This window comes from Streptomyces sp. NBC_00775, assembly GCF_036347135.1.
Lineage (GTDB): Bacteria > Actinomycetota > Actinomycetes > Streptomycetales > Streptomycetaceae > Streptomyces > Streptomyces lutosisoli.
Genome location: NZ_CP108938.1, coordinates 641,259 through 662,223, shown reverse-complemented (window position 1 = coordinate 662,223; position 20,965 = coordinate 641,259). Strand labels below are relative to the sequence as shown.

General features: G+C 71.2%; 15 protein-coding genes. 6 read left to right on the top strand and 9 right to left on the bottom strand.

Features of this window, described 5'->3' with window-relative positions; genetic code table 11:
• Positions 1–11 precede the first annotated feature (11 nt).
• Positions 12–2,687, bottom strand: a complete 2,676-nt coding sequence (lanKC, locus tag OIC96_RS03155; protein WP_330309420.1) for a class III lanthionine synthetase LanKC — start codon at positions 2,685–2,687, stop codon at positions 12–14.
• 206 nt (positions 2,688–2,893) lie between these two features.
• On the opposite strand from lanKC, the gene OIC96_RS03150 reads away from it, so the two are divergent.
• The 3 genes from OIC96_RS03150 to OIC96_RS03140 all read left to right on the top strand — a co-directional run bounded on the left by OIC96_RS03150 (position 2,894) and on the right by OIC96_RS03140 (position 6,885).
• Positions 2,894–5,326 carry a SpoIIE family protein phosphatase gene (locus tag OIC96_RS03150; protein ID WP_330309421.1) on the top strand — a complete coding sequence of 811 codons (2,433 nt, stop codon included), beginning with the start codon at positions 2,894–2,896 and terminating at the stop codon, positions 5,324–5,326.
• Positions 5,327–5,363: 37 nt separating this feature from the next.
• Positions 5,364–5,867 carry a metallophosphoesterase family protein gene (locus OIC96_RS03145; RefSeq protein ID WP_330309422.1) on the top strand — a complete coding sequence of 168 codons (504 nt, stop codon included), beginning with the start codon at positions 5,364–5,366 and terminating at the stop codon, positions 5,865–5,867.
• Between the two features lie 100 nt (positions 5,868–5,967).
• Positions 5,968–6,885 carry an aminoglycoside phosphotransferase family protein gene (locus OIC96_RS03140; protein WP_330309423.1) on the top strand — a complete coding sequence of 306 codons (918 nt, stop codon included), beginning with the start codon at positions 5,968–5,970 and terminating at the stop codon, positions 6,883–6,885.
• Between the two features lie 5 nt (positions 6,886–6,890).
• On the opposite strand, the gene OIC96_RS03135 is transcribed toward OIC96_RS03140, so the two are convergent.
• The 7 genes from OIC96_RS03135 to OIC96_RS03105 form a co-directional block, all read right to left on the bottom strand.
• Positions 6,891–7,607: an SRPBCC family protein gene (locus tag OIC96_RS03135; RefSeq protein ID WP_330309424.1), complete on the bottom strand. Its 717-nt coding sequence runs from the start codon at positions 7,605–7,607 to the stop codon at positions 6,891–6,893.
• 80 nt (positions 7,608–7,687) lie between these two features.
• Positions 7,688–8,806: an XdhC/CoxI family protein gene (locus OIC96_RS03130; RefSeq protein ID WP_330309425.1), complete on the bottom strand. Its 1,119-nt coding sequence runs from the start codon at positions 8,804–8,806 to the stop codon at positions 7,688–7,690.
• Between the two features lie 33 nt (positions 8,807–8,839).
• Entirely contained in the window at positions 8,840–9,952 is a 1,113-nt protein-coding gene (locus tag OIC96_RS03125) for a vWA domain-containing protein (protein WP_330309426.1), read from the bottom strand.
• A gap of 3 nt (positions 9,953–9,955) precedes the next feature.
• The gene (locus OIC96_RS03120) at positions 9,956–10,846 is read right to left on the bottom strand and encodes an AAA family ATPase (RefSeq protein ID WP_330309427.1); all 891 of its coding nucleotides are present in this window, start codon (positions 10,844–10,846) and stop codon (positions 9,956–9,958) included.
• Positions 10,847–10,862: 16 nt separating this feature from the next.
• Positions 10,863–11,717, bottom strand: a complete 855-nt coding sequence (locus OIC96_RS03115; RefSeq protein ID WP_330309428.1) for an FAD binding domain-containing protein — start codon at positions 11,715–11,717, stop codon at positions 10,863–10,865.
• Positions 11,714–14,095, bottom strand: coding sequence for a xanthine dehydrogenase family protein molybdopterin-binding subunit (locus OIC96_RS03110; protein ID WP_330309429.1), 2,382 nt, complete (start codon positions 14,093–14,095; stop codon positions 11,714–11,716). The genes OIC96_RS03115 and OIC96_RS03110 overlap by 4 nt, the downstream gene beginning before the upstream one ends.
• Entirely contained in the window at positions 14,092–14,562 is a 471-nt protein-coding gene (locus tag OIC96_RS03105) for a (2Fe-2S)-binding protein (RefSeq protein ID WP_330309430.1), read from the bottom strand. Before OIC96_RS03105 ends, OIC96_RS03110 begins: the two co-directional genes overlap by 4 nt.
• A 247-nt stretch (positions 14,563–14,809) precedes the next feature.
• Here OIC96_RS03105 and OIC96_RS03100 point away from each other — a divergent pair, with 247 nt between their 5' ends.
• Positions 14,810–16,810, top strand: coding sequence for a translation factor GTPase family protein (locus OIC96_RS03100; protein ID WP_330309431.1), 2,001 nt, complete (start codon positions 14,810–14,812; stop codon positions 16,808–16,810).
• 79 nt (positions 16,811–16,889) lie between these two features.
• Positions 16,890–18,758, top strand: coding sequence for a cellulase family glycosylhydrolase (locus tag OIC96_RS03095; protein ID WP_330309432.1), 1,869 nt, complete (start codon positions 16,890–16,892; stop codon positions 18,756–18,758).
• Here OIC96_RS03095 and OIC96_RS03090 read toward each other — a convergent pair.
• A complete protein-coding gene (locus OIC96_RS03090; RefSeq protein ID WP_330309433.1) occupies positions 18,751–20,001 on the bottom strand; it encodes a YncE family protein in 1,251 nt (416 codons plus the stop codon). The two genes, OIC96_RS03095 and OIC96_RS03090, sit on opposite strands and share 8 nt — an antisense overlap.
• A gap of 188 nt (positions 20,002–20,189) precedes the next feature.
• Here OIC96_RS03090 and OIC96_RS03085 point away from each other — a divergent pair, with 188 nt between their 5' ends.
• Positions 20,190–20,849 (top strand): TetR/AcrR family transcriptional regulator, encoded by a 660-nt coding sequence (locus tag OIC96_RS03085; RefSeq protein ID WP_330309434.1) that lies wholly within the window; start codon positions 20,190–20,192, stop codon positions 20,847–20,849.
• The last annotated feature ends 116 nt before the right edge of the window (positions 20,850–20,965 follow it).

The window sequence follows — 20,965 nt, the reverse complement described above, 5'->3', positions numbered from 1 at the left end:
TCACGACTCCGTCAGGTTGCGGAGCCGCGTGTGGGGGCCGCCGTCGTGAGCGGCGGCAGGAAGGGCAGATGAGCCGGGACCTCGCCGTCGAGGGCCGCGCCGAGCGCGAGCAGGCACCCTGCCGTTCCGGTGCCCAGGTCCATGGAGAGCCGCATCATCTGGTGCCCGGGGAAGGCGAGTTGCCCCTGGTACGACATCGCGAACCAGCCGAGCCCGGCGACCTGCTCGGCGAGCCGCTCCTCGGTGGCGCCCGGCGCGCGGGTGCGGCTGAGGTGCAGGACCATTCCGGCGCGGCCCTGGAAGAGCCCGGGCTGTGCGTAGAAGCGCGAGGTCGCGGCGGTCAGGATGCCGGCGCGCGCCCGTTCGAACTCCTCGGCGCCGCGCCCGCCGTGGGCGAGCCAGTCGTCGACGACCATCCCCAGCCCGGCACTGCCGTCACCGAGATACGGCAGCGTGCGCCAGCCCTCGTCGACCTCCAGACCGCCGCCCTTCTGGACGACACAGCGGTCCAGGTCCCGGCGCAGCGCCCGCGCGGCGGCGTCGAGGAGCTCGGGTGCGCCCGTGGCCTCGTACTGGCGCAGCAGGAAGAGCGCGGGCCCGCTCGCGCCGCGCAGCAGGCCGGCGCGCCGCCGGGGGGTGTCGGGGCCGGGTTCGGAGAGCCGCTCCAGGAGCAGGCGGGTGGCCTCCGCGGCGCGTTCGGCGAGCTCCGGTTCGCCGGTGGTGCGGGCCAGCTGCCCAAGGACCAGGCCGAACCCGGCGAGCCCGCCGTGGAGATCGGAGGAGAGCTTCTGCCACCGCTCCTTGAGGATGGAGTCGATCAGATCGAGGGCCCGTTGCCGGTGTCCGAGCAGGTCCAGGACGTAGGCGACGCCCGCGAGCCCGTCGTACAGGCCCAGCGGCGTGCCGACCGGCGCCGGGTCGGTGTGGTCGAGCAGCCAGCGCTCGCCCTCCTCGTGGCGCCCCGCCCCGGTCGCGGCCAGCGCGTACAGCACGCCCGCGGCCCCGTGCGCGAGCCCGAGCCCGCCGCCGTCGGAGAACTGGGCGATGTCGCCGGGGAAGAGCCGGTCGTCGCGCTCCGGTGTCGCCGAGGCCAGGATCGCCTTGACCATCGAGTCGCGGCTGTACGGCCAGTCGCCGGGAGCGGGGAGCGTGGCGAAGCGCGACGAGGCCGACCCGCGAGGGACGGCGGACGGCAGGGGCGTGCCGGCCGTTCCGTCCTCGGGGGCCGACGCACGCCGGCCGCCGCCGTCCCGCGTGATCTCGGCGACCGCGGCCGCCAGGAACTCCCCGGGTATGTCCGGGAACTGCCCGGCGATGACCTCCGCCAGATGGGCGGCCTTCTGGCGGTCGACCACGAACAAGGTGGTGACCGGCATGAACAGCGCGAGCCGCAGACACGCCAGCGCGTACCGGTCGACGGCCGGGCCCGTCCGGTCCGGCGGCGCGAAGAAGCCCGGATGGGCGACCACCTGACGGCCGTTCTCCTCGATCGGCGCCGCGGCCTCGAAGTCGAGCAGGGACACCGACTCCCCGTCGGGCGCGACCATGATGTTGAAGACATGCAGGTCGTTGAAGACGATCCCGCGCGCGTGCACCGCCTCGACGGCCTTCTCGACCGCGCGGTGGATGCGCAGCGCCCACGCGGTGTACGAGGCGACGGCGTCCGGGGCCGGTTCCGGGGTGAGCAGCGGATGCCGCTCGGCGAAGAAGGAGTTGAGCGGCCGCCCCTCCAGGAAGTCCATGACGAGGAAGCGATGGTCGCCGAGCGTGAACCAGTCCCGTACCCCGGGCACCACATCCAGCCCCGACACCCGCTCCAGCGCCTCCTTCTCGCGTTCGAGGCGGGCGACCGCGTCGGCCCCGTCCGCGGCGAGCCCCGCGTGCGGCCGCCCCTCCTTGAGGACGACCTTGCGACCGTCACGGGTGTCGGTGCCGACATACACCCCGCCGCCGTTGGAGAAGTGCAGCGCCTTCTCGATGCGGTACGGCAGCTCGCCCACCGTCGTCGTGTTGCGCGCCGCGAGCTGCGGCGCGAGAAAGGCCGGCAGCGTCACCCACTCCGGTACCTGGAAGGAGGGCTGCCGCCGGTCCGGCACCAGCTGCCCCTCGCCGTCCCGGACCGCGGGGACCAGCGAGCCGCGCTCGTCGACCACGAAGGAGCGCGCGAACGCGCCGTAGCGGACGTACAGCGGCCCGTCGTTCCAGCGCAGATCGGTGAGGATGTACGGCCCCTCGAAGCCGTCCAGGAGCCTGCCCAGCTCACGCAGCACGAGGTGCAGCTGCTCCTCGTCCGCCGGGTAGACCGTGACGAACTTCCCGCTGGTGTCGCGGGCCGCGTACTTGGTGTTCCGCAGGTGCAGCAGATGAGGACCCGGCACGAACTTGAACGGGATCAGCCGCGGCACGCAGTAGTCCCACACCACCTGGGCGATCCGGTCCGCGTTCTCCTGGGTGGCGGAGGCGTGGACCTTCCAGCCCTGGGAGGGCCCGGAGCGCGGCGTGCCGTCGTCGTCGACCGGCGTGAGTGTCAGCCAGTCACCGATCCGCGCCGCACGCCATCCCGCGGGCACCTCACGCAGCGCCGTCGGGTACGAGGGCGGGGCACCGCGCTCACCCGTGCCCGGCCGGTCCGGCGAATCGTAGAAGTACCGGTCCGCCAGCGCGTACACCTCGTACCGCTTGTCCATGCCATTCCCCCTCGGCCCTGTGATTCCGAGCCTTCCAGCCCGCCAGAGGCGCGGACAGTCACACCTGTCACGAGATCACCGTGCGGAACGCATGCGTAAAGTCATGTTCGGCTTCGTTCGAGAGGCTGGGCTCCGGCGCAGGCCTGACGGCCCCGGAACGGTCGCAGGGGCTGCGCGAGCGTCCCGGAAGCGCTGTAATTGCGGACGTGGTCAGTGAGGGCGCAGCGGAACGCGGAAAGAGAACGCTGCGTGCCGAACTTGCCCTCAAGACGCTCACCACGGAACGGGACCCGCGCGAGCGGCTGCGCCGCGTCCTGGAACAGGTGCTCGTCTTCAGCGGCGCGGCCTTCGCCGCGGTGTACTCACCGAGCGAGAGCGGCGACGAGCTGCACCTGGCCGAGTACGCCGGGGTGCCGAGGACGCTGTACGGGCTGCGCGACAGCTATCCGCTCTCCGGCGGGTCCCCCGCGGTGGACGCCCACCGCTCGGGACAGCCCCTCTGGCTGGGGCCGGAGGAGCTCGGCCGCTGCGCCGACGCCCGGCGGCTGCCGTCCCAGGACTTCTCACTGGCCGTGCTGCCACTGCGGGACGACGGCTGCCTGGTCGCCGTCACCGAGAACCCGGACGGCTTCGGCTCCGACGACCGGGAGTGCCTGGGCCTGCTCGCCGAGGCCGTCGTCTGTCCGCCGCCCGCGACGGCGGAGGGCACCGAGGAACTGCACGCAGGCTCGTTCAGCCTCGCCATGGACACCGGGCACGTCGAGGTCGGCGACGAGATTCTGGAGCTGTTCGGCCTCGGCCAGGACGAATTCGACGGCAAGGTGGAGACGCTGCTGTCGATGACGGTGCCGGAGGACCTGCCCTCGCTGATGTCCGCGGTGGAGCCGGACCCCATGTCCCTCGGGGACCGCGAGCTGGAGTTCCGGATCCTGGGGCCCTCCGGCGGACAGAAGTGGCTGCGGCTCCGGGCCCGCCTGCTGCCCGGCGGCGAGGGCCGCCCCGCGCGGCTGGTGGGCACGGTCTCCGACGCCTCGAAGCTGCGCTCCGGGGTCAACGATGTGGGCCGCGTGCAGCGGCTCGACACGGCCCTCGCCACCGCGGGCACCGTCCGTGACGTCGGCGGCGCCGTGGTCACCGCCCTGCGCAAGCCCCTCCAGGCCGACCGGATCGCCCTAGCCGAACTGGAGGGCGACCGTCTCGTCGTCACCGTCCTCGACCCGCCCGAGCCCGAGTCCTGGCCCGAGCTGTGGCGCACCGAATGGCGCTCGGAGTGGCCGGACGCGCCCGTCCGCTCCATGCCGACGCTCGCCGCGGCCCTCAGCGAGGGGCGCCCCGTCATCTGGCCCGCCGGGGCGCCCCTGGAACCCGCGCTCGCCGAGGTTGGCCCCGGCGGCCTCGCCATCCTGCCGCTGCCCGCCGGCGGACACATGGCCGGCGCCTGTCTGATCGGCTGGGACGCCCCGCACGACTTCGGCCCCGAAGAGCGCGCCCTGCTGACCGCCGCCGCGGGCCTCGCGGGCCAGGCCCTGGTCCGCGCCCACGCCTTCGACGCCGAACACGAACTCATCGGCATGCTCCAGCGCACCCTGCTCCCGCGCCGCCTGCCCCGGCTGCCCGGCGCGGTCGCCGTAGCCCGCTATCTGCCGACCACGGCAGGTCTGGAGGTCGGCGGCGACTGGTACGACGTGATTCCGCTGCCCGACAACCACGTCGCCCTCGTCATCGGCGACGTCCAGGGACACAACGCCTCGGCCGCGACCCTCATGGGCCAGATGCGCACGGCCCTGCGCGCGTACGCCATCGAAGGCCACCCCCCGGACGTGGTGGTCTCGCACGCCAACCGTCTCCTCATGGACCTGGAGACCGACCTCTTCGCCACCTGCTGCTACGTCGAGGTCGACATGGAGGAGGGCTCCGCCTGGTACGTCCGCGCCGGACATCTGCCACCGGTGCTGCGCCACCCGGACGGCCGCACGGAGATCCCCGAATCGGAAGGCGGGCCACCGCTCGGCGTCGTCACCCAGGCCGACTTCCCCATGAGCCCGCTGCGGATCCAGCCCGGCACGATCATGGCGCTGACCACGGACGGTCTGGTCGAGTCCGTGGAGGTCGACATCGAGGACGGCCTGAACCGGCTCGCCGAGAAGCTGGCCGCCTCCGACCCCGCCCACCTCGGACTCGTGGCCGACGCACTGCTCACGGGCGCCAACCGCAGCGACGACGTGGCCCTCCTCCTGATGCGCTACGACGGCATGGCGGTCCGCCCGCGCCGCGAGACCTGGACCGTCTGGCGCGTCCCCGAGGCGGTCCGGCACGCCCGCCGCTACACCAGGCGCGTCATGCGGGCCTGGGGCGTGAGCGACGACCTGGACGCCGTGCTCCTCGTCGTCTCCGAACTCGTCACCAACGCCCTCGTGCACACCGACGGCCAGGTCAGACTCGACCTCACCCTGATCAACCACCGGCTGCGGATCTCGGTCGCCGACAACTCGCCGCGTACACCGATCAAGCCCACCAACCTCGGCTGGGAGGCCACCGGCGGCCGCGGCATCTTTCTCGTCGAGGCCATGTCGGCGGCCTGGGGGACGGTGCCGGTGAGCGGGGGAAAGCAGGTGTGGAGCGACGTCCTGCTGGAGTGACACCTGCGAGACGGTCCTGGGGTGACACCCTGAGGGTGTGCGTCTGCTCCTGATGTCCGACACCCACCTCCCCCGGCGTGCCAAGGAGCTGCCCGCGCAGCTCATGGCCGAACTCCCGCTCGCCGACGTGGTCATCCACGCGGGCGACTGGGTGGACACCGCCACCCTCGACCTGCTGGAGGACCGCTCCCGCCGGGTCCTCGGCGTGTACGGCAACAACGACGGCCCGGCCCTGCGCGCCCGCCTCCCCGAGGTCGCCCGCGCCGACCTGGGCGGCCTGCGCTTCGGAGTCGTCCACGAGACCGGCGCCGCCCAGGGCCGCGAGCGCCGCTGCGCAGAGCGCTTCCCCGACCTCGACGTCCTGGTCTTCGGCCACAGCCACATCCCCTGGGACACGACCGCACCGACCGGCCTGCGCCTCCTCAACCCGGGCTCCCCGACCGACCGCCGCCGCCAGCCCCACTGCACCTACATGACGGCGACTGTGGCGGAGGGTGAACTGACGGACGTACAGCTGCACCGGCTGCCGCCCCGGGAATGACGTAGCGCTGCGTCACCCCCGGAGTGGCGGGCGTCGGTGAACCGGAGGGACGGGTCACCACACCGGAATTGAGTGGACAGCCGGCCGCCCGGCGGCTGGGATGGACGGCGTGCTGATCGACACCGATCTCGTATGCCGTCTGCTGGCGGCGCAGTTCCCCCACTGGGCCGAACTGCCCCTCTCACCCGTCCCGTTGTCGGGCATGGACAACGCCACCTTCCGGCTGGGCGACGACCTGTCCGTACGCCTGCCGCGCTACTCGCACTGGGTCGGCCAGGTGGAACGCGAGCACACGTGGCTGCCGCGCCTCGCGCCCCATCTGCCGCTGCCCGTTTCCGAACCGCTGGCGAAGGGGGAGCCGGGGGAGGGATACCCCTTCCCCTGGTCCGTGTATCGGTGGCTGGAGGGGGAGACGGCGACCACCGAAGGCCTTGCCGATCCCGTCCAAGCGGCCCTCGAACTCGCCGAGTTCATCAACGCCCTGCAGAAGATCGACCCGACCGGCGGTCCCGGCCCCGAGGCGAGCAACGCGTTCCGCGGTGTGCCCATGGGCGACGAGCGGGACTCCCTGGCGGCCGAGGCCCGAGTCCGCCCCAAGATCGCGGCGCTCAAGGGCATGGTCGACACCGACGTGGTGACGGAGGTGTGGGAAGCGGCGTTCGCGGCGCCCGCCTGGGACGCGCCGCCGGTGTGGATCCACGGCGACCTGGCGACCGGCAATCTCCTCGCCGTCGAGGGCCGGTTGAGCGCGGTCATCGACTTCGGGACGCTCGCCGTGGGCGACCCCGCCGTCGATCTGCTGCCCGCCTGGAAGTTCCTGCCCGCCGAGGCCCGAGGCGTGTTCCGTACCGCGGTCGGACTGGACGACGCGACCTGGGCGCGGGGGCGCGGCTGGGCGCTCGCCGGATCCCTGCCCGTGCCGGACGACCCGTTCTTCCAGGAGGACCCGGCGCGGGTGACCGCGGCACTGCACCACCTGGAGCAGGTCATCGCCGATCACCGCGACGAGGCCGGCTGACCGACTCAGGGGCGCCGACGGCGTCGTACGCGCATGAACACCAGCGCAGCCACGACGGCCGCGGCGACCGCCACCACCAGCCGCTTGGCGACCGGCATCCCGGCCGTCCTGATCAGGTCGATCGGCTCCGCCTCGGAACGCACCGCCACCGTCGGCTCGTTGAGCAGCTCCGACTCCTGAAGCCGACCGGGCTCCCGAAGCCGGCCGGATGCCTCCGGTCGGCCGGATTCTTCGAGTCGCCCAGGTTCTTCGAGGCGTCCAGGGTCTTCGAGTGGGCCGGATTCCTCCAGGCGCTCGGAGAGGCAGGCCGCGAACCGGCCGACCAGCTTGTCGCCCACCTCCGCCATCACGCCGCGACCGAACTGTGCCGGGCGCCCCGTCACCGTCAGATCGGTCCGCACCGAGACGGCCGTGCCGCCGTCGCGTTCGCTGAGCGTGCCCGTGACCCTGGCCCGTGCGGTGCCCTGGCCGCGCGCCTCCTTGCCGCTCGCGGTCAGCACCAAGCGGTGCGCGGCCTCGTCCTGCTCCTCGAAGACGGCGGTGCCCCGGTAGGTCAGTGTGATCGGGCCGACCTTCACCTTCACCGAGCCGGTCACGGTCTTGCCGTCGAAGTCCTCCACCATCGCGCCCGGCATGCACGGCGCCACCCGTTCGATGTCGAGGAGCACCCGCCAGGCGTCCTGGAGCGGGACGGGGACCGTGAACTCGTGGTGCAGATCCATTTTCTCCTCCTGGACGGGCTGGACGGGCTGGACGGGCTGGACGGGCTGGACGGAGCCTTCTCGGACGGCCCTGGACCGCGCTACCTCGGATGAATCGCCCCGCCCGTCGCCGTCAGGGGCGCTCCGCTGCCGCCCCACCGCAGCGCGACGATCTCCGCGGCGACGGACACGGCCACCTCCTCGGGCGTACGCGCCCCGAGGTCGAGCCCGACGGGTGAGCGCAGCCGGGACAGGTCGCGTTCCGACAGACCGGCCTCGGCCAGCCGCTTCATCCGGTCGTCGTGCGTACGACGGCTGCCCATCGCCCCGATGTACGCGGCCGGGCGGCGCAGCGCCTCCTCCAGCAGCGGCACGTCGAACTTCGGGTCGTGGGTGAGGACGCAGATCACGGTGCGCGCGTCGGTCGTCGTACCGCTCAGATAGCGGTGCGGCCAGTCCACGACGACCTCCACGTCCTCCGGGAACCGTTTCGGCGTGGCGAAGACCGGGCGGGCGTCGCACACCGTGACCCGGTAGCCGAGGAACGCGCCGATACGGGCCACCGCGGCCGCGTAGTCGATCGCGCCGAACACCAGCATGCGGGGCGGTGGCGCGAAGGAGTTGAGGAAGACGGTGACGGTGTCCTCGCGGCGTTCGCCGTGCGGGCCGTAGTGCCGCCGGATCGTGGCGCCCTGGGCCAGTTCGCCGCGTGCGTCGGCGGTGACGGCCACGTCCAGACCCGTCGACCCGAGGGAGCCCGACACCCAGCCCGAGGGCCCCGACTCCTCGTCCGGCCACACGGCGAGCGTGGCCCCGAGCGGGACGGGCCCGTCGATCACCGTCGCCACGGTCACCGGCCGGCCCGCGGTCACCGACTCGGCCACCGCCCCGAAGGCCGGGTCGTCGGCGGGGGACACCCGGCGGACGAGCAGGGTGATCTCGCCGCCGCAGGTGAGCCCGACGGCGAACGCGTCCTCGTCGCTGTATCCGAAGGTCTCCAGCCGCGCCTCTCCGGACTCCACGACCTCCTGGGCCAGCTCGAAGACCGCGCCCTCCACGCAGCCGCCGGACACGCTGCCCACGACCTCGTCGCCGGGGCCCACGGCCATGGCCGCGCCCGGGTCGCGCGGCGCGCTGCGGCTGACCGAGACCACCGTGGCGAGCCCGAACGGGGACCCCGCCGCGTACCACTCGTTCAGCGCCGGGAGGATGTCACGCATCGCCCGCTCCCTTCACCGTGGAGTGCGTCTCTTTCAAGAGTCCGCTCCTCTCACCACCGCCGCCAGACGCTCCAGCGCGGCCAGACTGTGCCCCTCGACGAACGCGTCCACGCTCGGCAGCGCCGCCGCCATTCCGGCGGCCAGGGGTGCGTAACCGGGGCGGGCCTTGCGCGGATTGGCCCAGATCACCCGGTGCGCGAGCCGGTGCAAGCGTCGCATCTGGGCCGCGAGCAGGGCAGGATCGCCACGCTCCCAGCCGTCCGAGAGCAGCACCACGACCGCGCCGCGCGCCATGCCCCGCCGGCCCCAGCGGTCCAGGAAGGCCCGCAGCATCTCGCCGAGCCGGGTGCCGCCGCGCCAGTCCGGGACCGCCGCCGAGAGTGCCGCCATCGCTGTGTCGGGGTCGCGGTGCGCGAGCTCGCGGGTCACCCGGGTGAGCCGGGTGCCGATCGTGAACACCTCCGTACGGGTGCCGTGCGAGGCCGCGTGCGCGAACCGCAGCAGCGCGTCCGCGTACGGGGCCATCGAGCCGCTCACATCCACGAGCAGCACGACCTGGCGCGGGCGCTCGGCCCGGGCGTGCCGCCGCAGCCGGGCCGGCTCACCGCCCCGCCGCAGCAACTCCCGTACGGTACGCCGCGGATCGACGCTCCCGCGCCGGGCCGGGTGCCGCCGCGCGGAGCGCCGTACCTCGCCGCGCAGGCGGAAAGCGGCCAGCAGCCGCCGCAGTTGCTCCCGTTCGGCCGCCGTGAGCCCGGCGAAGTCCCGGTGGCGCAGTACGTCGGTGGAGTCGGCCAGCACCGGTGTCGGTACGCCGTCCTCCGCGGCCCGCGTCGCCGTGGGCGGAGCGGAACCGGGATCGCGGACGACCATGCGCAGCCGGGTCGCGGGAGCGGCCCCTTTCGGCACCCCGTCGCCCTGCGCGCCGAAGTACGCGGCGAAGACCCGCTCGTACCGCTCCAGATCGTCCCGGCTTCCGCACAGTGTGAGCCGCCCGGCCCAGTACACGTCGGAGCGCAGGCCCGGTGCGAGGAGAGTGAGCGCGCCGAGGAAGGCCTGGACACGGTCGGGCCCCGCGTCGACACCGGCCGCGCGCAGCGCACGGGCGAAACCGACGACCACGGCGGACGCGTCGACGCCCCTCACCTTTCACACCCCTCGCGCCGCGAGGATCGCCGACAGATCGAGCCCGCGGGCCCGCTCCGCGTCCTCCCGGTACTTCAGCACCGAACCCAGCGTCGCGACCGCCAGTTCGGCGTCCACCTCGGTCGCGCCCAGCGCGTGCAGGGCCTCCGCCCAGTCGATCGTCTCCGCGACCCCGGGCGGCTTGAGCAGGTCCTCGGCGCGCAGAGCCTGGACGAGCGCGGTGACCTGCTCGGCGAGCCGGGCGGTCACCTCCGGCAACCTCCCTCTCACGATGGCGAGTTCGCGGGCGAACCCGGGGTGGTCGAACCAGTGGTACAGACACCGTCGCTTCAGCGCGTCGTGCACCTCGCGGGTGCGGTTGGAGGTGAGGACCACGACCGGCGGCGACTCGGCCCGCAGCGTGCCCAGTTCGGGGATGGTGACGGCGTACTCCGACAGCAGCTCCAGCAGGAACGCCTCGAACTCGTCGTCCGCGCGGTCGACTTCGTCGACCAGCAGCACCGACGGCTGGGTCTCCAGAGCCTGGAGGAGGGGCCGCGTGATGAGGAACCGCCGGTCGTACAGCTCCCCTTCGAGCCGGTCGGCGTCGGTGATGCCCGCCGCCTCGGCGGCCCGCAGGTGCAGGAGCTGGCGCGGGAAGTCCCAGTCGTACAGGGCCTGGGACGCGTCGATGCCCTCGTAGCACTGCAGCCGGATCAGCGGGGCACCGGTTGCCTCGGCGAGGGCGGACGCGAGCGCGGTCTTGCCCACGCCCGCGTCGCCCTCGCAGAAGATCGGCCGGTGCAGCCGCAGCGCCAGGAAGCAGGCCACGGCCAGCCCGTCGTCGACGAGATACCCCGTCTTCTCCAGGCGGGCCCGCACCTCCTCCGGACCGCTCAAGCCGTCCATGGCCATGCCGGTGATGGGCTCCTCACCCCATTCCGGCGGCGGACAGGACCGCCCGCCGCGTGAGCACTCGGGCGAGGTGCGCGCGGTATTCGGGCGAGGCCGATGGATCGGACGACGGGTGCGTGCCGTCCGCCGCCACCTCGGCGGCCCGCCGCACCACACCCTCCGCGGAGGCGCCCACGAGCGCCTCTTCGGTCGCCCCGGCCCGCAGTGGTGTCGAGCCCATGTTCGTCAGCCCGATCCGTGCCTCGGTGATCTGCCCGTTGTCGCGACGCACGAGCGCCGCGACACCGACGACCGCCCAGGCCTGCGCGACCCGCTGGAACTTCTCGTAGTGGAAGCCCCAGCCGTCGGTCGTCGGGATCTCCACCTCCACCAGCAGTTCGTCCGGCCGCAGCGCGGTCTGCAGATAGTCCACGAAGAACTCGCGGGCCGGGATGGCGCGCCGCCCCGCCGGTCCCTCCGCGATCAGTGTCGCGTTGAGCGCGAGGATCACGGCGGGCAGGTCACCGGCCGGATCGGCGTGCGCGAGCGATCCGCCGAGGGTGCCGCGATGGCGTACGGCGGGATCGGCGACGGTGGCCGTGGCCGCCGCGAGCAGCCCGGCGTGCCGGCGTACCCGGGGGTCGCCGATGACGTCGTGGTGCGAGGTCAGCGCGCCGATGATCAGCGTGCCCTCGTCCTCGCGGATCCCGCGCAGTTCGGGGATCCGGCCGACGTCGACGACGAGTTCGGGAAAGGCGAGCCGCAGCCGGAGCAGTGGCAGCAGGCTCTGCCCGCCGGCCAGCACCTTCGCGTCCTCGCCCGCGTCCGCGAGGGTGCGCACGGCCTCGTCGACGCTCGCGGGCCTGGCGTAATCGAATGCCGGGGGGATCATGCCGACACCTCCTTCGCTGAGCGGGCCTGCTCGATGGCCTCCCAGACGCGCTGCGGCGTACAGGGCATCGCCACCTCGCTCACCCCGAGCGGGCGCAGCGCGTCCACGATCGCGTTGACGACCGCGGGCGTCGAGGCGATGGTCCCGGCCTCGCCGACTCCCTTGACGCCCAAGGGATTCGAGGTGGCGGGCGTCTCCGTCCGGTCGGTCACGAACTCGGGCAGATCGGCGGCCGAGGGCACGAGATAGTCGGCCATCGTGCCCGACACCAGGTTGCCCTCGTCGTCGTACACCGCCTCCTCGTACAGGGCCTGCGCGATGCCCTGCGCGACCCCGCCGTGCACCTGTCCCTCGACGATCATCGGGTTGATGACACGGCCGACGTCGTCGACACAGACGTACTTGCGGATGGTGGTCCGCCCGGTCTCGGTGTCGACCTCCACGGCGCACAGGTGGGTGCCGTGCGGGTAGGAGAAGTTCTCCGGGTCGACCAGGTGCTCGGCGTTGATGGTGGGTTCCATGCCGTCGGGCAGGTCGTGCGAGGAGAACGTCTCGAAGGCGATCTCCTGGATGGACTTGCGTGCCTCGGGCGAGCCCTTCACGGAGAAGACGCCGTGTGTGAACTCCAGGTCGTGCTCGTTGGCTTCGAGGAGGTGCGCGGCCACCTTCCGTGCCTTCTCCACCACCTTCTGGGCGGCGTGATGGACGGCCGCCCCGCCGACGACCAGCGACCGCGAGCCGTAGGTGTCCATGCCCTGCGGTGCCGCCTTCGTGTCGCCGTGCACCACCTGGACGTCGTCGAAGGGCACCCCCAGTACATCGGCGGCGATCTGGCTCCAGCAGGTCACATGCCCCTGCCCGTGCGGGCTGGTGCCGGTGACCACCTCGACCTTGCCGGTCGGCAGCATGCGGATGCTCGCCGCCTCCCAGCCACCGGCCGCGTACCGCAGATCCCGCAGCACCCGGCTCGGCGCGAGCCCGCACATCTCGGTGTACGTGGACACCCCGATGCCGAGGCGTACGACGTCACCGCGCTCGTTGCGCTTCTGCTGCTCGGAGCGGAGCTCGTCGTAGCCGAAGAGCGTGAGTGCCTTGTCCGTGGCGGCTTCGTAGTTGCCGCTGTCGTACGTGAGTCCTGCGATCGACGTGTACGGGAACTCCTCGTGCTTGATCCAGTTGCGACGCCGCAACTCGATGGGATCCAGGCCGAGTTCGACGGCCAGCTCGTCCATGATCCGTTCGATGGCGTACGTCGCCTCGGGGCGTCCGGCGCCTCGGTACGCGTCCGTGGGCGTCCTGTTCGTGAACACGCCGGTGCAGGAGAAGTCGTACGCGTCCATCTTGTAGATCGCCGGATACATGAAGGCGCCCAGGATCGGGATGCCCGGCGTGACGAGCATCAGATAGGCGCCCATGTCGGCGGTGAGGTGGACCTTGAGACCGTTCAGCTTGCCGTCGTTGTTGGCGGCGATCTCGATGTCCTGGATCATGCCCCGGCCGTGATGGGTGGCGAGATATCCCTCGGAGCGCGACTCGGTCCACTTCACCGGCCGCCCGAGCCGCTGGGCGATGGCGAGGGCCAGCACCTCCTCGCCGTACACCTGGAGCTTGGAGCCGAAGCCGCCGCCGACGTCGGGGGCGATCACGCGCAGTTTGTGCTCGGGGACGCCGGTGACCATGGAGAGCATGATCCGCAGGATGTGCGGGATCTGGGTGGCCGAGTAGACGGTGTACTCGCCGGACGCGGCCAGCGGAGTCACGACGACCGCGCGCGGCTCCATCGCGTTGGGGATGAGCCGCTGCTGGACGTAGCGGCGGCGCAGGACGACATCGGAGCGGTGCCGTGCGGCGGCGTAGTCCTCGCCGGTGGCCAGGGGCCAGTCGTAGCAGCGGTTGGTGCCCTTGTCCGCGTGGACGAGCGGGGAGTCGTCCTGGAGGGCGGCCTCCAGGTCGAGCACCGGAGGCAGGGGCTCGTAGTCGACCTCGACGGCCTCCAGGGCGTCGGCGGCCGCGTACCGGTCGCGGGCCACGACCACGGCCACCGGATCGCCCGCGTACCGGACCTCGTCGACCGCGATCGGCGGGTGGTCGGGAAGGACGATGTCCTCGGTGACCGGCCAGGCGCAGGGGAGTGAGCCGAGACCCTCGGCGAGGTCACGGCCGCTGAACGCGGCGACCACGCCGGGCCGATCGAGGGCGGGCGCCACGTCGATCCGGCTGACGCGGGCGTGGGCCATCGGGCTGCGCAGGATCGCCAGGTGCAGCAGCCCGTTGACGCTGATGTTGTCCGTCCAGTTGGTCTGCCCTGTGACGAGGCGGGCGTCCTCCTTGCGGGGCCGGGAGCGGCCTACCTCGCGTTCGGTGACCTGGTCGGTCATGTCGAGACCTCCTGCCCGGACGCGGCGAGGACCGCACGCACGATGTTCTGGTAGCCGGTGCACCGGCAGAGGTTGCCCTCCAGGGCTTCGCGTACGTCGTCAGAGGTCGGGGCGGGGTTCTCGCGGAGCAGATCGCGGGCGGCCATGATCATCCCTGGGGTGCAGTACCCGCACTGCAGGGCATGCCGCTCGTGGAACGCGGTCTGCAGCGGATGCCACTCGCCGTCCTGGGCGAGCCCCTGGACCGTCGTCACTTCGCTCCCGTCGGCCTGGACGGCGAGGACCGAGCAGCTCTTGACGCTGTCTCCGTCGAGGTCGACCGTGCAGGCCCCGCAGTTGGAGGTGTCGCAGCCGATCGGGGTGCCGGTCAGGCCCAGGCGGTCTCGCAGGTAGTGGACCAGGAGGAAGCGGGGTTCGACGTCGTCCTCGTATGTGGTGCCGTCGACCTTCACCGATATGCGGGTCATGTGCCCTCCCAGAGAGCCAGGTGAGGGGTATCAGCCATTTTACGTGACCTGCGTCACTCTAGGGCTGAGTGCCGAGGGGGGCGAGCGCTGCGGCACGCATTTGTTGAGCGTTAATCCGTTGCCGTCGTGTGCCGCCGCCTGCTGCACTACCGGGGACGCGTCCACCAAGATCGAGGAGCAGCAATGCGCACAGCGTTCATGTCCACCCAGGAAGGAATCACTCCCACTTCAAAGGACATGACGCCCGGTGCATATGCTCAACCTGGGAATTCTGGCGCACGTAGACGCCGGTAAGACAAGCCTGACCGAGCGGCTGCTGCACACGGTCGGGGTCATCGACGAGATCGGCAGCGTCGACGACGGAAACACCCAGACCGATTCCCTCGCGCTGGAACGACAGCGCGGTATCACGATCAAATCAGCCGTCGTCTCCTTCGCGATCGACGACGTCGCCGTCAATCTGATCGACACCCCCGGCCACCCGGACTTCATCGCCGAGGTGGAGCGCGTGCTCAGCGTGCTCGACGGGGCCGTGCTCGTCGTCTCGGCTGTGGAGGGTGTCCAGGCGCAGACCCGGGTGCTGATGCGGACGCTCCAGCGGCTGCGGATTCCCACGCTCGTCTTCGTGAACAAGATCGACCGTGGTGGGGCGCAATACGAGCGAGTGCTGGAGAGCATCGCCGCGCGGCTGACTCCGGCGATCGTCCCGATGGGCGAGGTGGCCGGGCCGGGCGCGCGCGACGCCCACTTCACCCTGTTCGACGATGCCCGCCTCCAGGCGCCCCTCCTCGATCTGCTCGCCGAGCACGACGACGACCTGCTGGCCGCGTACGTCGAGGGCCGTGTCTCCCGCGAGCGACTCCGCACCGCCCTCGCACGGCAGACCGGGGAGGCCCTGGTGCACCCCGTGTACTTCGGCTCGGCCATGACGGGCGCGGGCATCACCGAACTGATCTCCGGGATCAAGGAGTTGCTGCCCCCGGCCGAGGACGACGCCGGCGGCCCGGTCTCGGGCACCGTCTTCAAGGTCGAGCGCGGACCCGCGGGGGAGAAGATCGCCTACGCGCGGATGTTCTCCGGGACCCTGCGCACGCGCGACCGGCTGGCCTTCCGTGAGGGTGAGGAGGGGAAGGTCACCGCGATCAGCGTCTTCGACCAGGGGGCGGCCGTCCGGGACGGAGCTGTGGCGGCGGGGCGTATCGGCAAGCTGTGGGGGCTCGGCGACATCCGCATCGGCGACACCATCGGCGTACCGCGGACATCGCGGGCGGACGGGCACGGCGCGGAGGAGCACTACTTCTCCCCGCCGACGCTCGAAACCGTCGTCGCCCCCTGCCGTACGGCCGACAAGGGCGCCCTGCATCTCGCGCTCACGCAACTCGCCGAACAGGACCCGCTGATCAATCTCCGGCAGGACGAAGTGCGCAAGGAGACCTCCGTATCGCTCTACGGCGAGGTGCAGAAGGAGGTCATCCAGGCGACGCTGGCGGACGAATTCGGTATCGACGTCATGTTCCGCGAGACGACACCCCTGTGCATCGAACGGCCCGTGGGCACCGGCACGGCGGTCGAGTTCAACAAAAAGGACCCCAATCCCTTTCTCGCGACGGTCGGACTGCGCATCGATCCGGCGCCGGTCGAGTCCGGTGTGGAATTCCGGCTGGAGGTCGAACTCGGCGCGATGCCGTACGCGTTCTTCAAGGCGGTCGAAGACACCGTGAAAGAGACGCTGGAGCAGGGAATCCATGGCTGGCGGGTCACGGACTGCACCGTCACCATGACCCATTCCGGATATTCACCCCGGCAGAGCCACGCCCATCAGGGCTTCGACAAGAGCATGTCCAGCACGGGCGCCGACTTCCGTGGCCTGACACCGCTGGTGCTGATGAGCGCGCTGCGGGAGGCGGGCAGTCAGGTGTACGAGCCGATGCACCGGTTCCGTCTGGAGGCTCCGGCGGACACGCTCGCGGCGGTGCTGCCGGTGCTGGCGAAACAGCGCGCCGTGCCGCAGACCACGCAGATGCGCGGCGCCTCCTGCGTGCTCGAGGGTGTCGTCCCGGTCGCCCGGCTCCATGAACTGGAGCAGCAGCTACCGGGGCTGACGCGAGGGGAGGGCGAGCTGGATTGCGCCTTCGACCACTACGCCCCGGTCGTCCGCGACACGGTGCCGGACCGGCCGCGGACCGACCTCAACCCGCTCGACCGGAAGGAGTACCTGCTGAACGTGACGCGACGGGTCGGTGGGTGACCCGAGGCCGGTGAAACGAGAAACTTACTCATGAGTCAGGGGTGTTGACGCCCCTGGGGCAGCAGCGCATGTTGTGAACATGTCGAAGTTACGTGCGCGTCTGCTCGGCGTCCTCGTACTCCTCACCGGCTTCCTCACGGCGGCGGGCGCCCAGCCCGCCGCCGCGGACGGACTCCCCGACTCCCTCTGGTTCGACGAACCCGCGGCCGCCACCCTCACGGTCGCGAACGGCCACTTCACCGACGGTCTCGGCCGCGAGGTCGTGCTCCGCGGCTACAACGTCTCCGGCGAAACCAAGCTGGAGGAGAACAGCGGACTGCCCTTCGCCTCGGTCGCCGACGCCAAGAAGTCCGCCACCGCGCTGCGCGCCCTCGGCGGCGGCAACTCCGTGCGCTTCCTGCTCTCGTGGGCGCACGCCGAACCCGCGCGGGGTCAGGTCGACACCACCTATCTCGCCGCGGCCACCGATCAGATACGCGCTTTCCTCGACGCGGGAATCCGCGTCTACCCCGACTTCCACCAGGACCTCTACTCCCGCTATCTCTTCAACACGGGCAGCTGGTACAGCGGCGACGGCGCCCCCAAGTGGGCCGTGGACGCGGGCAATTACCCCCAGGAGTCGTGCGGGATCTGCCTCTTCTGGGGCCAGAACATCACCCAGAACGGGGCCGTGAAACAGGCGTCGTACGACTTCTGGCACAACACGTACACACTCCAGGACGCCTTCCTCACCACGGCCCAGGCCACCATGGCCTACGTCAGACAGCACCTCACCACCGCCGAATTCGCGGGCGTCGTCGGCTTCGACCCGTTCAACGAGCCGTACGCGGGCACCTACGACTCCGGGCAGGCCAGCCGCACCTGGGAGCGAGACGTCCTCTGGCCCTTCTATGTGAAGTTCCGGGCCCGGATGGACGCGGCGGGCTGGCAGGACAAGCCCCTCTTCGCCGAACCGAACCTCTTCTGGAACGCCAACATCGACTCCCAGAAGCAGGAGGGCGGCCTGCTGGACGCGGGAACGCTGGGCCCGCGCTATGTGTTCAACACCCACTTCTACGACCAGAAGGCGATCTCGGGCGTCCTCATGTGGGGCAAGGCGGGGGACGGCCAGTACGCCACCGACTTCGGGACGGTACGTGACCGGGCGTCGGCCGCGGGCACGACGGCGATCGTCAGCGAATTCGGCCACCCGCTCAGCGGATCCGTCTCGGACAAGGCCCCGACGGTCGTCAAGGCGATGTACCAGGCCCTCGACTCCCGTCTGCCGGGCTCGACCTGGTGGACGAAACCGGCGTCGTCCGGCCCGGTCCTCTCCGGCACCCAGTGGCAGTGGGACATCTACAACGGCCGCCATCACGAGCTGATGAACAACAACCCCGACAAGGTCCTGACCACCGGCGACGCCTGGAACGACGAGGACCTCTCCGCCGTACGCCTGGACGACTCGGGCACGGCCGTCCTGCGCCAGGACACCCGCCTCCTGGACCGCCTCTACCCCAGCGCCACCGCGGGCACCACGGTCGCCTTCACCTACGAGGACCGTTCCCGGGACGGCTCCACCACCCTGACCTGGAACCCGGTTCCCTCGTCCCTGCCGCATGTCTCCCAGCTCGTGGGCTCCGGCCAGTACGGGCTGCTGCTCTGGCGTTCCAGCGGGAGCACCGCCCCCACGGAACTCCATCTGCCGGCTTCCTTCCCGACCTCGGCCACGACCGTGGTCTCCGACCTGGGCACGTCGTTCGGGCCGCCGTCGTACACGACGACGACCCCGATCGCCGTGGCTCCCGAGCCGGGCGGCACCGGCAGCCGTCGGCTGCTGCTCACCGCACCCGGCTCGGGCACACTGCACTACGCGCTGGTCACGAACGGGGCGACGGCTCCGTCCGCCGACCTGCTGAGCGCGGCCCGGACCGAACTGGCGTCATGGGCCGCGACGGTGGTCAACTAGCCGACGGGCCCGACCAGTTCGCCTCCACATGGCCGAGGCGAACACGCTGGGGGTGGTCGCCGACCGGCACCGACACCGTCTTCTGCCCCGTGGCGAAGTCGATGGCGGTGACCTGGTCGGCACCGCTCTCGGAGATGACGCAGTCCTTGCCGTCACCGCTGACGGTCGCCCAGTACGGCTTGGAGGCGGTGACGAGCGGACCCTCCTGGAGGGTCGCCCGGTCGACGACGGTCGCGTAGTCGTCCATCGTTCCCGCGACGCACAGCTTGGTGCCGGCGGGGTTCATCGAAATGCCGTGGTGGCGGGAGTCGTTGACCCAGGTGGTGCGGTCGGTGCTGGTCGCGGGGTTCATCGGCAGGGTCTTGACCCGGGTGATCTTGTCGGAGGCGACGTCGTACTCCAGGAAGCCGTTGAAGAAGGAGACCTGGAAGTAGAGCTTGGACTCGTCGGGGGAGAAGACCGCGGGCCGGACCGCGTCGGAGAAGTCCTTGAGGCCGATCGCGTCCAGCCGCTCACGCATGTCGATGACCTTGACCTGCTTGTATGTGGTGGCGTCGACGACCGTGATGTGCCGGTCGCCCTTCGTCCAGTCCAGCCACGGGTCGTCGAGAGCGGTGTTGACGTCACCGATCGCCATGTTCCAGATGTACTTGCCGTCGCGGGTGAAGATGTTCTCGTGCGGCTTGTCGCCGGTGGCGAAGGAGCCGAGCTGCTTGCCGGTGCTGATGTCCAGGACGTGCACGGTGTTGGCGGTCGACGCCGAGACCGCGACGCGGGTGCCGTCGGGGGAGACGGCCATGTGGTCGGAGCGGTAACCGGACACCGGGAAGCGCCAGTTGATGGCTCCGGTGGCGAGGTTGATCGAGACGACGTCCGCGAAACTCGGACGGGAGACGACCACGGACTGGCCGTCGGGTGTGGAGTACATGTCGTCGACGAACTGGTCGTGGCCCTCGCCGACGCCGTTGCGAATGGCCATGAAGTAGGCCCACTTGATCGGATCGGCGTTGATCGCGGCCATCCGTTCGTCCTTGTCCGGGATGACGTTGATCCGGCCGACCTTCGCGAAGTCACCGGTGGACTTGATGACGTCCGCGGTGCCCTCCCAGTTGTTGCCCACGAACATCACCTCGCGCAGATCGGTGGCGGAGGCCTGCGCGGTGGCGGCGGTGGCGGTGCCACCGAGGGTGAGGGCGAGGACTGCGGTGAGGGAACAGAGGTGTCTGGGCCTGAGGGCAGACATGGTGGGTCCTTGTCGTCGTGGGGAGTGCGGGTGGCGGGGGCATGACAAGGGAAAATCTGAACACGCCCGCGTTCAGAGTTGACTTACTGGAAAGTAAGGAGGGGACCCACCTCTCCACAAGGGTCCGTACACGACAAAATCGTCGGAGGGTCGAACGGTGGTTCGTCGGAACGGCGAGGGAGGAACGCGTGGCGGGCAGGCTCAAACAGCCGACCGGCCGTTACGGGGGCAGGACCGCCGAGGAGCGGCAGGCCGAGCGGCGCCGACGTTTCCTGGAGGCCGCGCTCCAGCTGTTCGGCGACAGCCCGGGCTTCCGGTCCACGACGGTCGCGGCGCTGAGCGAGGCGGCGGGGCTGTCGACACGGCAGTTCTACGAGGAGTTCCGCACCCTCGAAGACGTCCTGGCCGCTCTGCACCTCCAGGTCAACGACTGGGCCGAAGAGGCCGCGCTGGCGGCGCTCGCCGATGCGGAGGAGTTGCCGCTGGCCGAGCGTGCCACCGCGATCTTCCGCGCCTACGCCGCCAACGTGACGAGTGATCCGCGCCGGATCCGCATCACCTTCGTCGAAATCATCGGCGTGAGCCCCCGGTTGGACGAACAGCGACTCGCCCGCCGCGCCCGCTGGGTGGACTTCATCTGCGCCGCGGCAGCGGCCGCCGCCGCACGTGGCGAAGCGGCACCGCGCGACTACCGGATCGCCGCGACCGCCTTCATCGGCAGCGTCAACGGGCTCCTGCACGACTGGAGCGCGGGCTGGGTGGACGCGACGCTCGACGAGGCGGTGGAGGAGCTGGTCCGGCAGCTGCTGGGGATTCTGCGACCGGCGGGGTGGGGCGGGGCGGGCTGACATCGCCCCCGCCGCCCCTACCCGTCCCATCCCCAGGGGCTCTGCCCCTTCGACCCCGTTCGGTTGTGTGTTGGCTGCGGGTGGGTGGGGGCTGGTCCAACAGATTGCGCAGTTCC

Coding starts and splice junctions, on each gene's coding strand:
- lanKC (WP_330309420.1), bottom strand. CDS start 2,687: ATGGACAAGCGGTACGAGGTGTACGCGCTGGCGGACCGGTACTTCTAC.
- OIC96_RS03140 (WP_330309423.1), top strand. CDS start 5,968: ATGGACGGCGTGCTGATCGACACCGATCTCGTATGCCGTCTGCTGGCG.
- OIC96_RS03135 (WP_330309424.1), bottom strand. CDS start 7,607: ATGGATCTGCACCACGAGTTCACGGTCCCCGTCCCGCTCCAGGACGCC.
- OIC96_RS03130 (WP_330309425.1), bottom strand. CDS start 8,806: ATGCGTGACATCCTCCCGGCGCTGAACGAGTGGTACGCGGCGGGGTCC.
- OIC96_RS03120 (WP_330309427.1), bottom strand. CDS start 10,846: ATGGCCATGGACGGCTTGAGCGGTCCGGAGGAGGTGCGGGCCCGCCTG.
- OIC96_RS03115 (WP_330309428.1), bottom strand. CDS start 11,717: ATGATCCCCCCGGCATTCGATTACGCCAGGCCCGCGAGCGTCGACGAG.
- OIC96_RS03110 (WP_330309429.1), bottom strand. CDS start 14,095: ATGACCGACCAGGTCACCGAACGCGAGGTAGGCCGCTCCCGGCCCCGC.
- OIC96_RS03105 (WP_330309430.1), bottom strand. CDS start 14,562: ATGACCCGCATATCGGTGAAGGTCGACGGCACCACATACGAGGACGAC.
- OIC96_RS03095 (WP_330309432.1), top strand. CDS start 16,890: ATGTCGAAGTTACGTGCGCGTCTGCTCGGCGTCCTCGTACTCCTCACC.
- OIC96_RS03090 (WP_330309433.1), bottom strand. CDS start 20,001: ATGTCTGCCCTCAGGCCCAGACACCTCTGTTCCCTCACCGCAGTCCTC.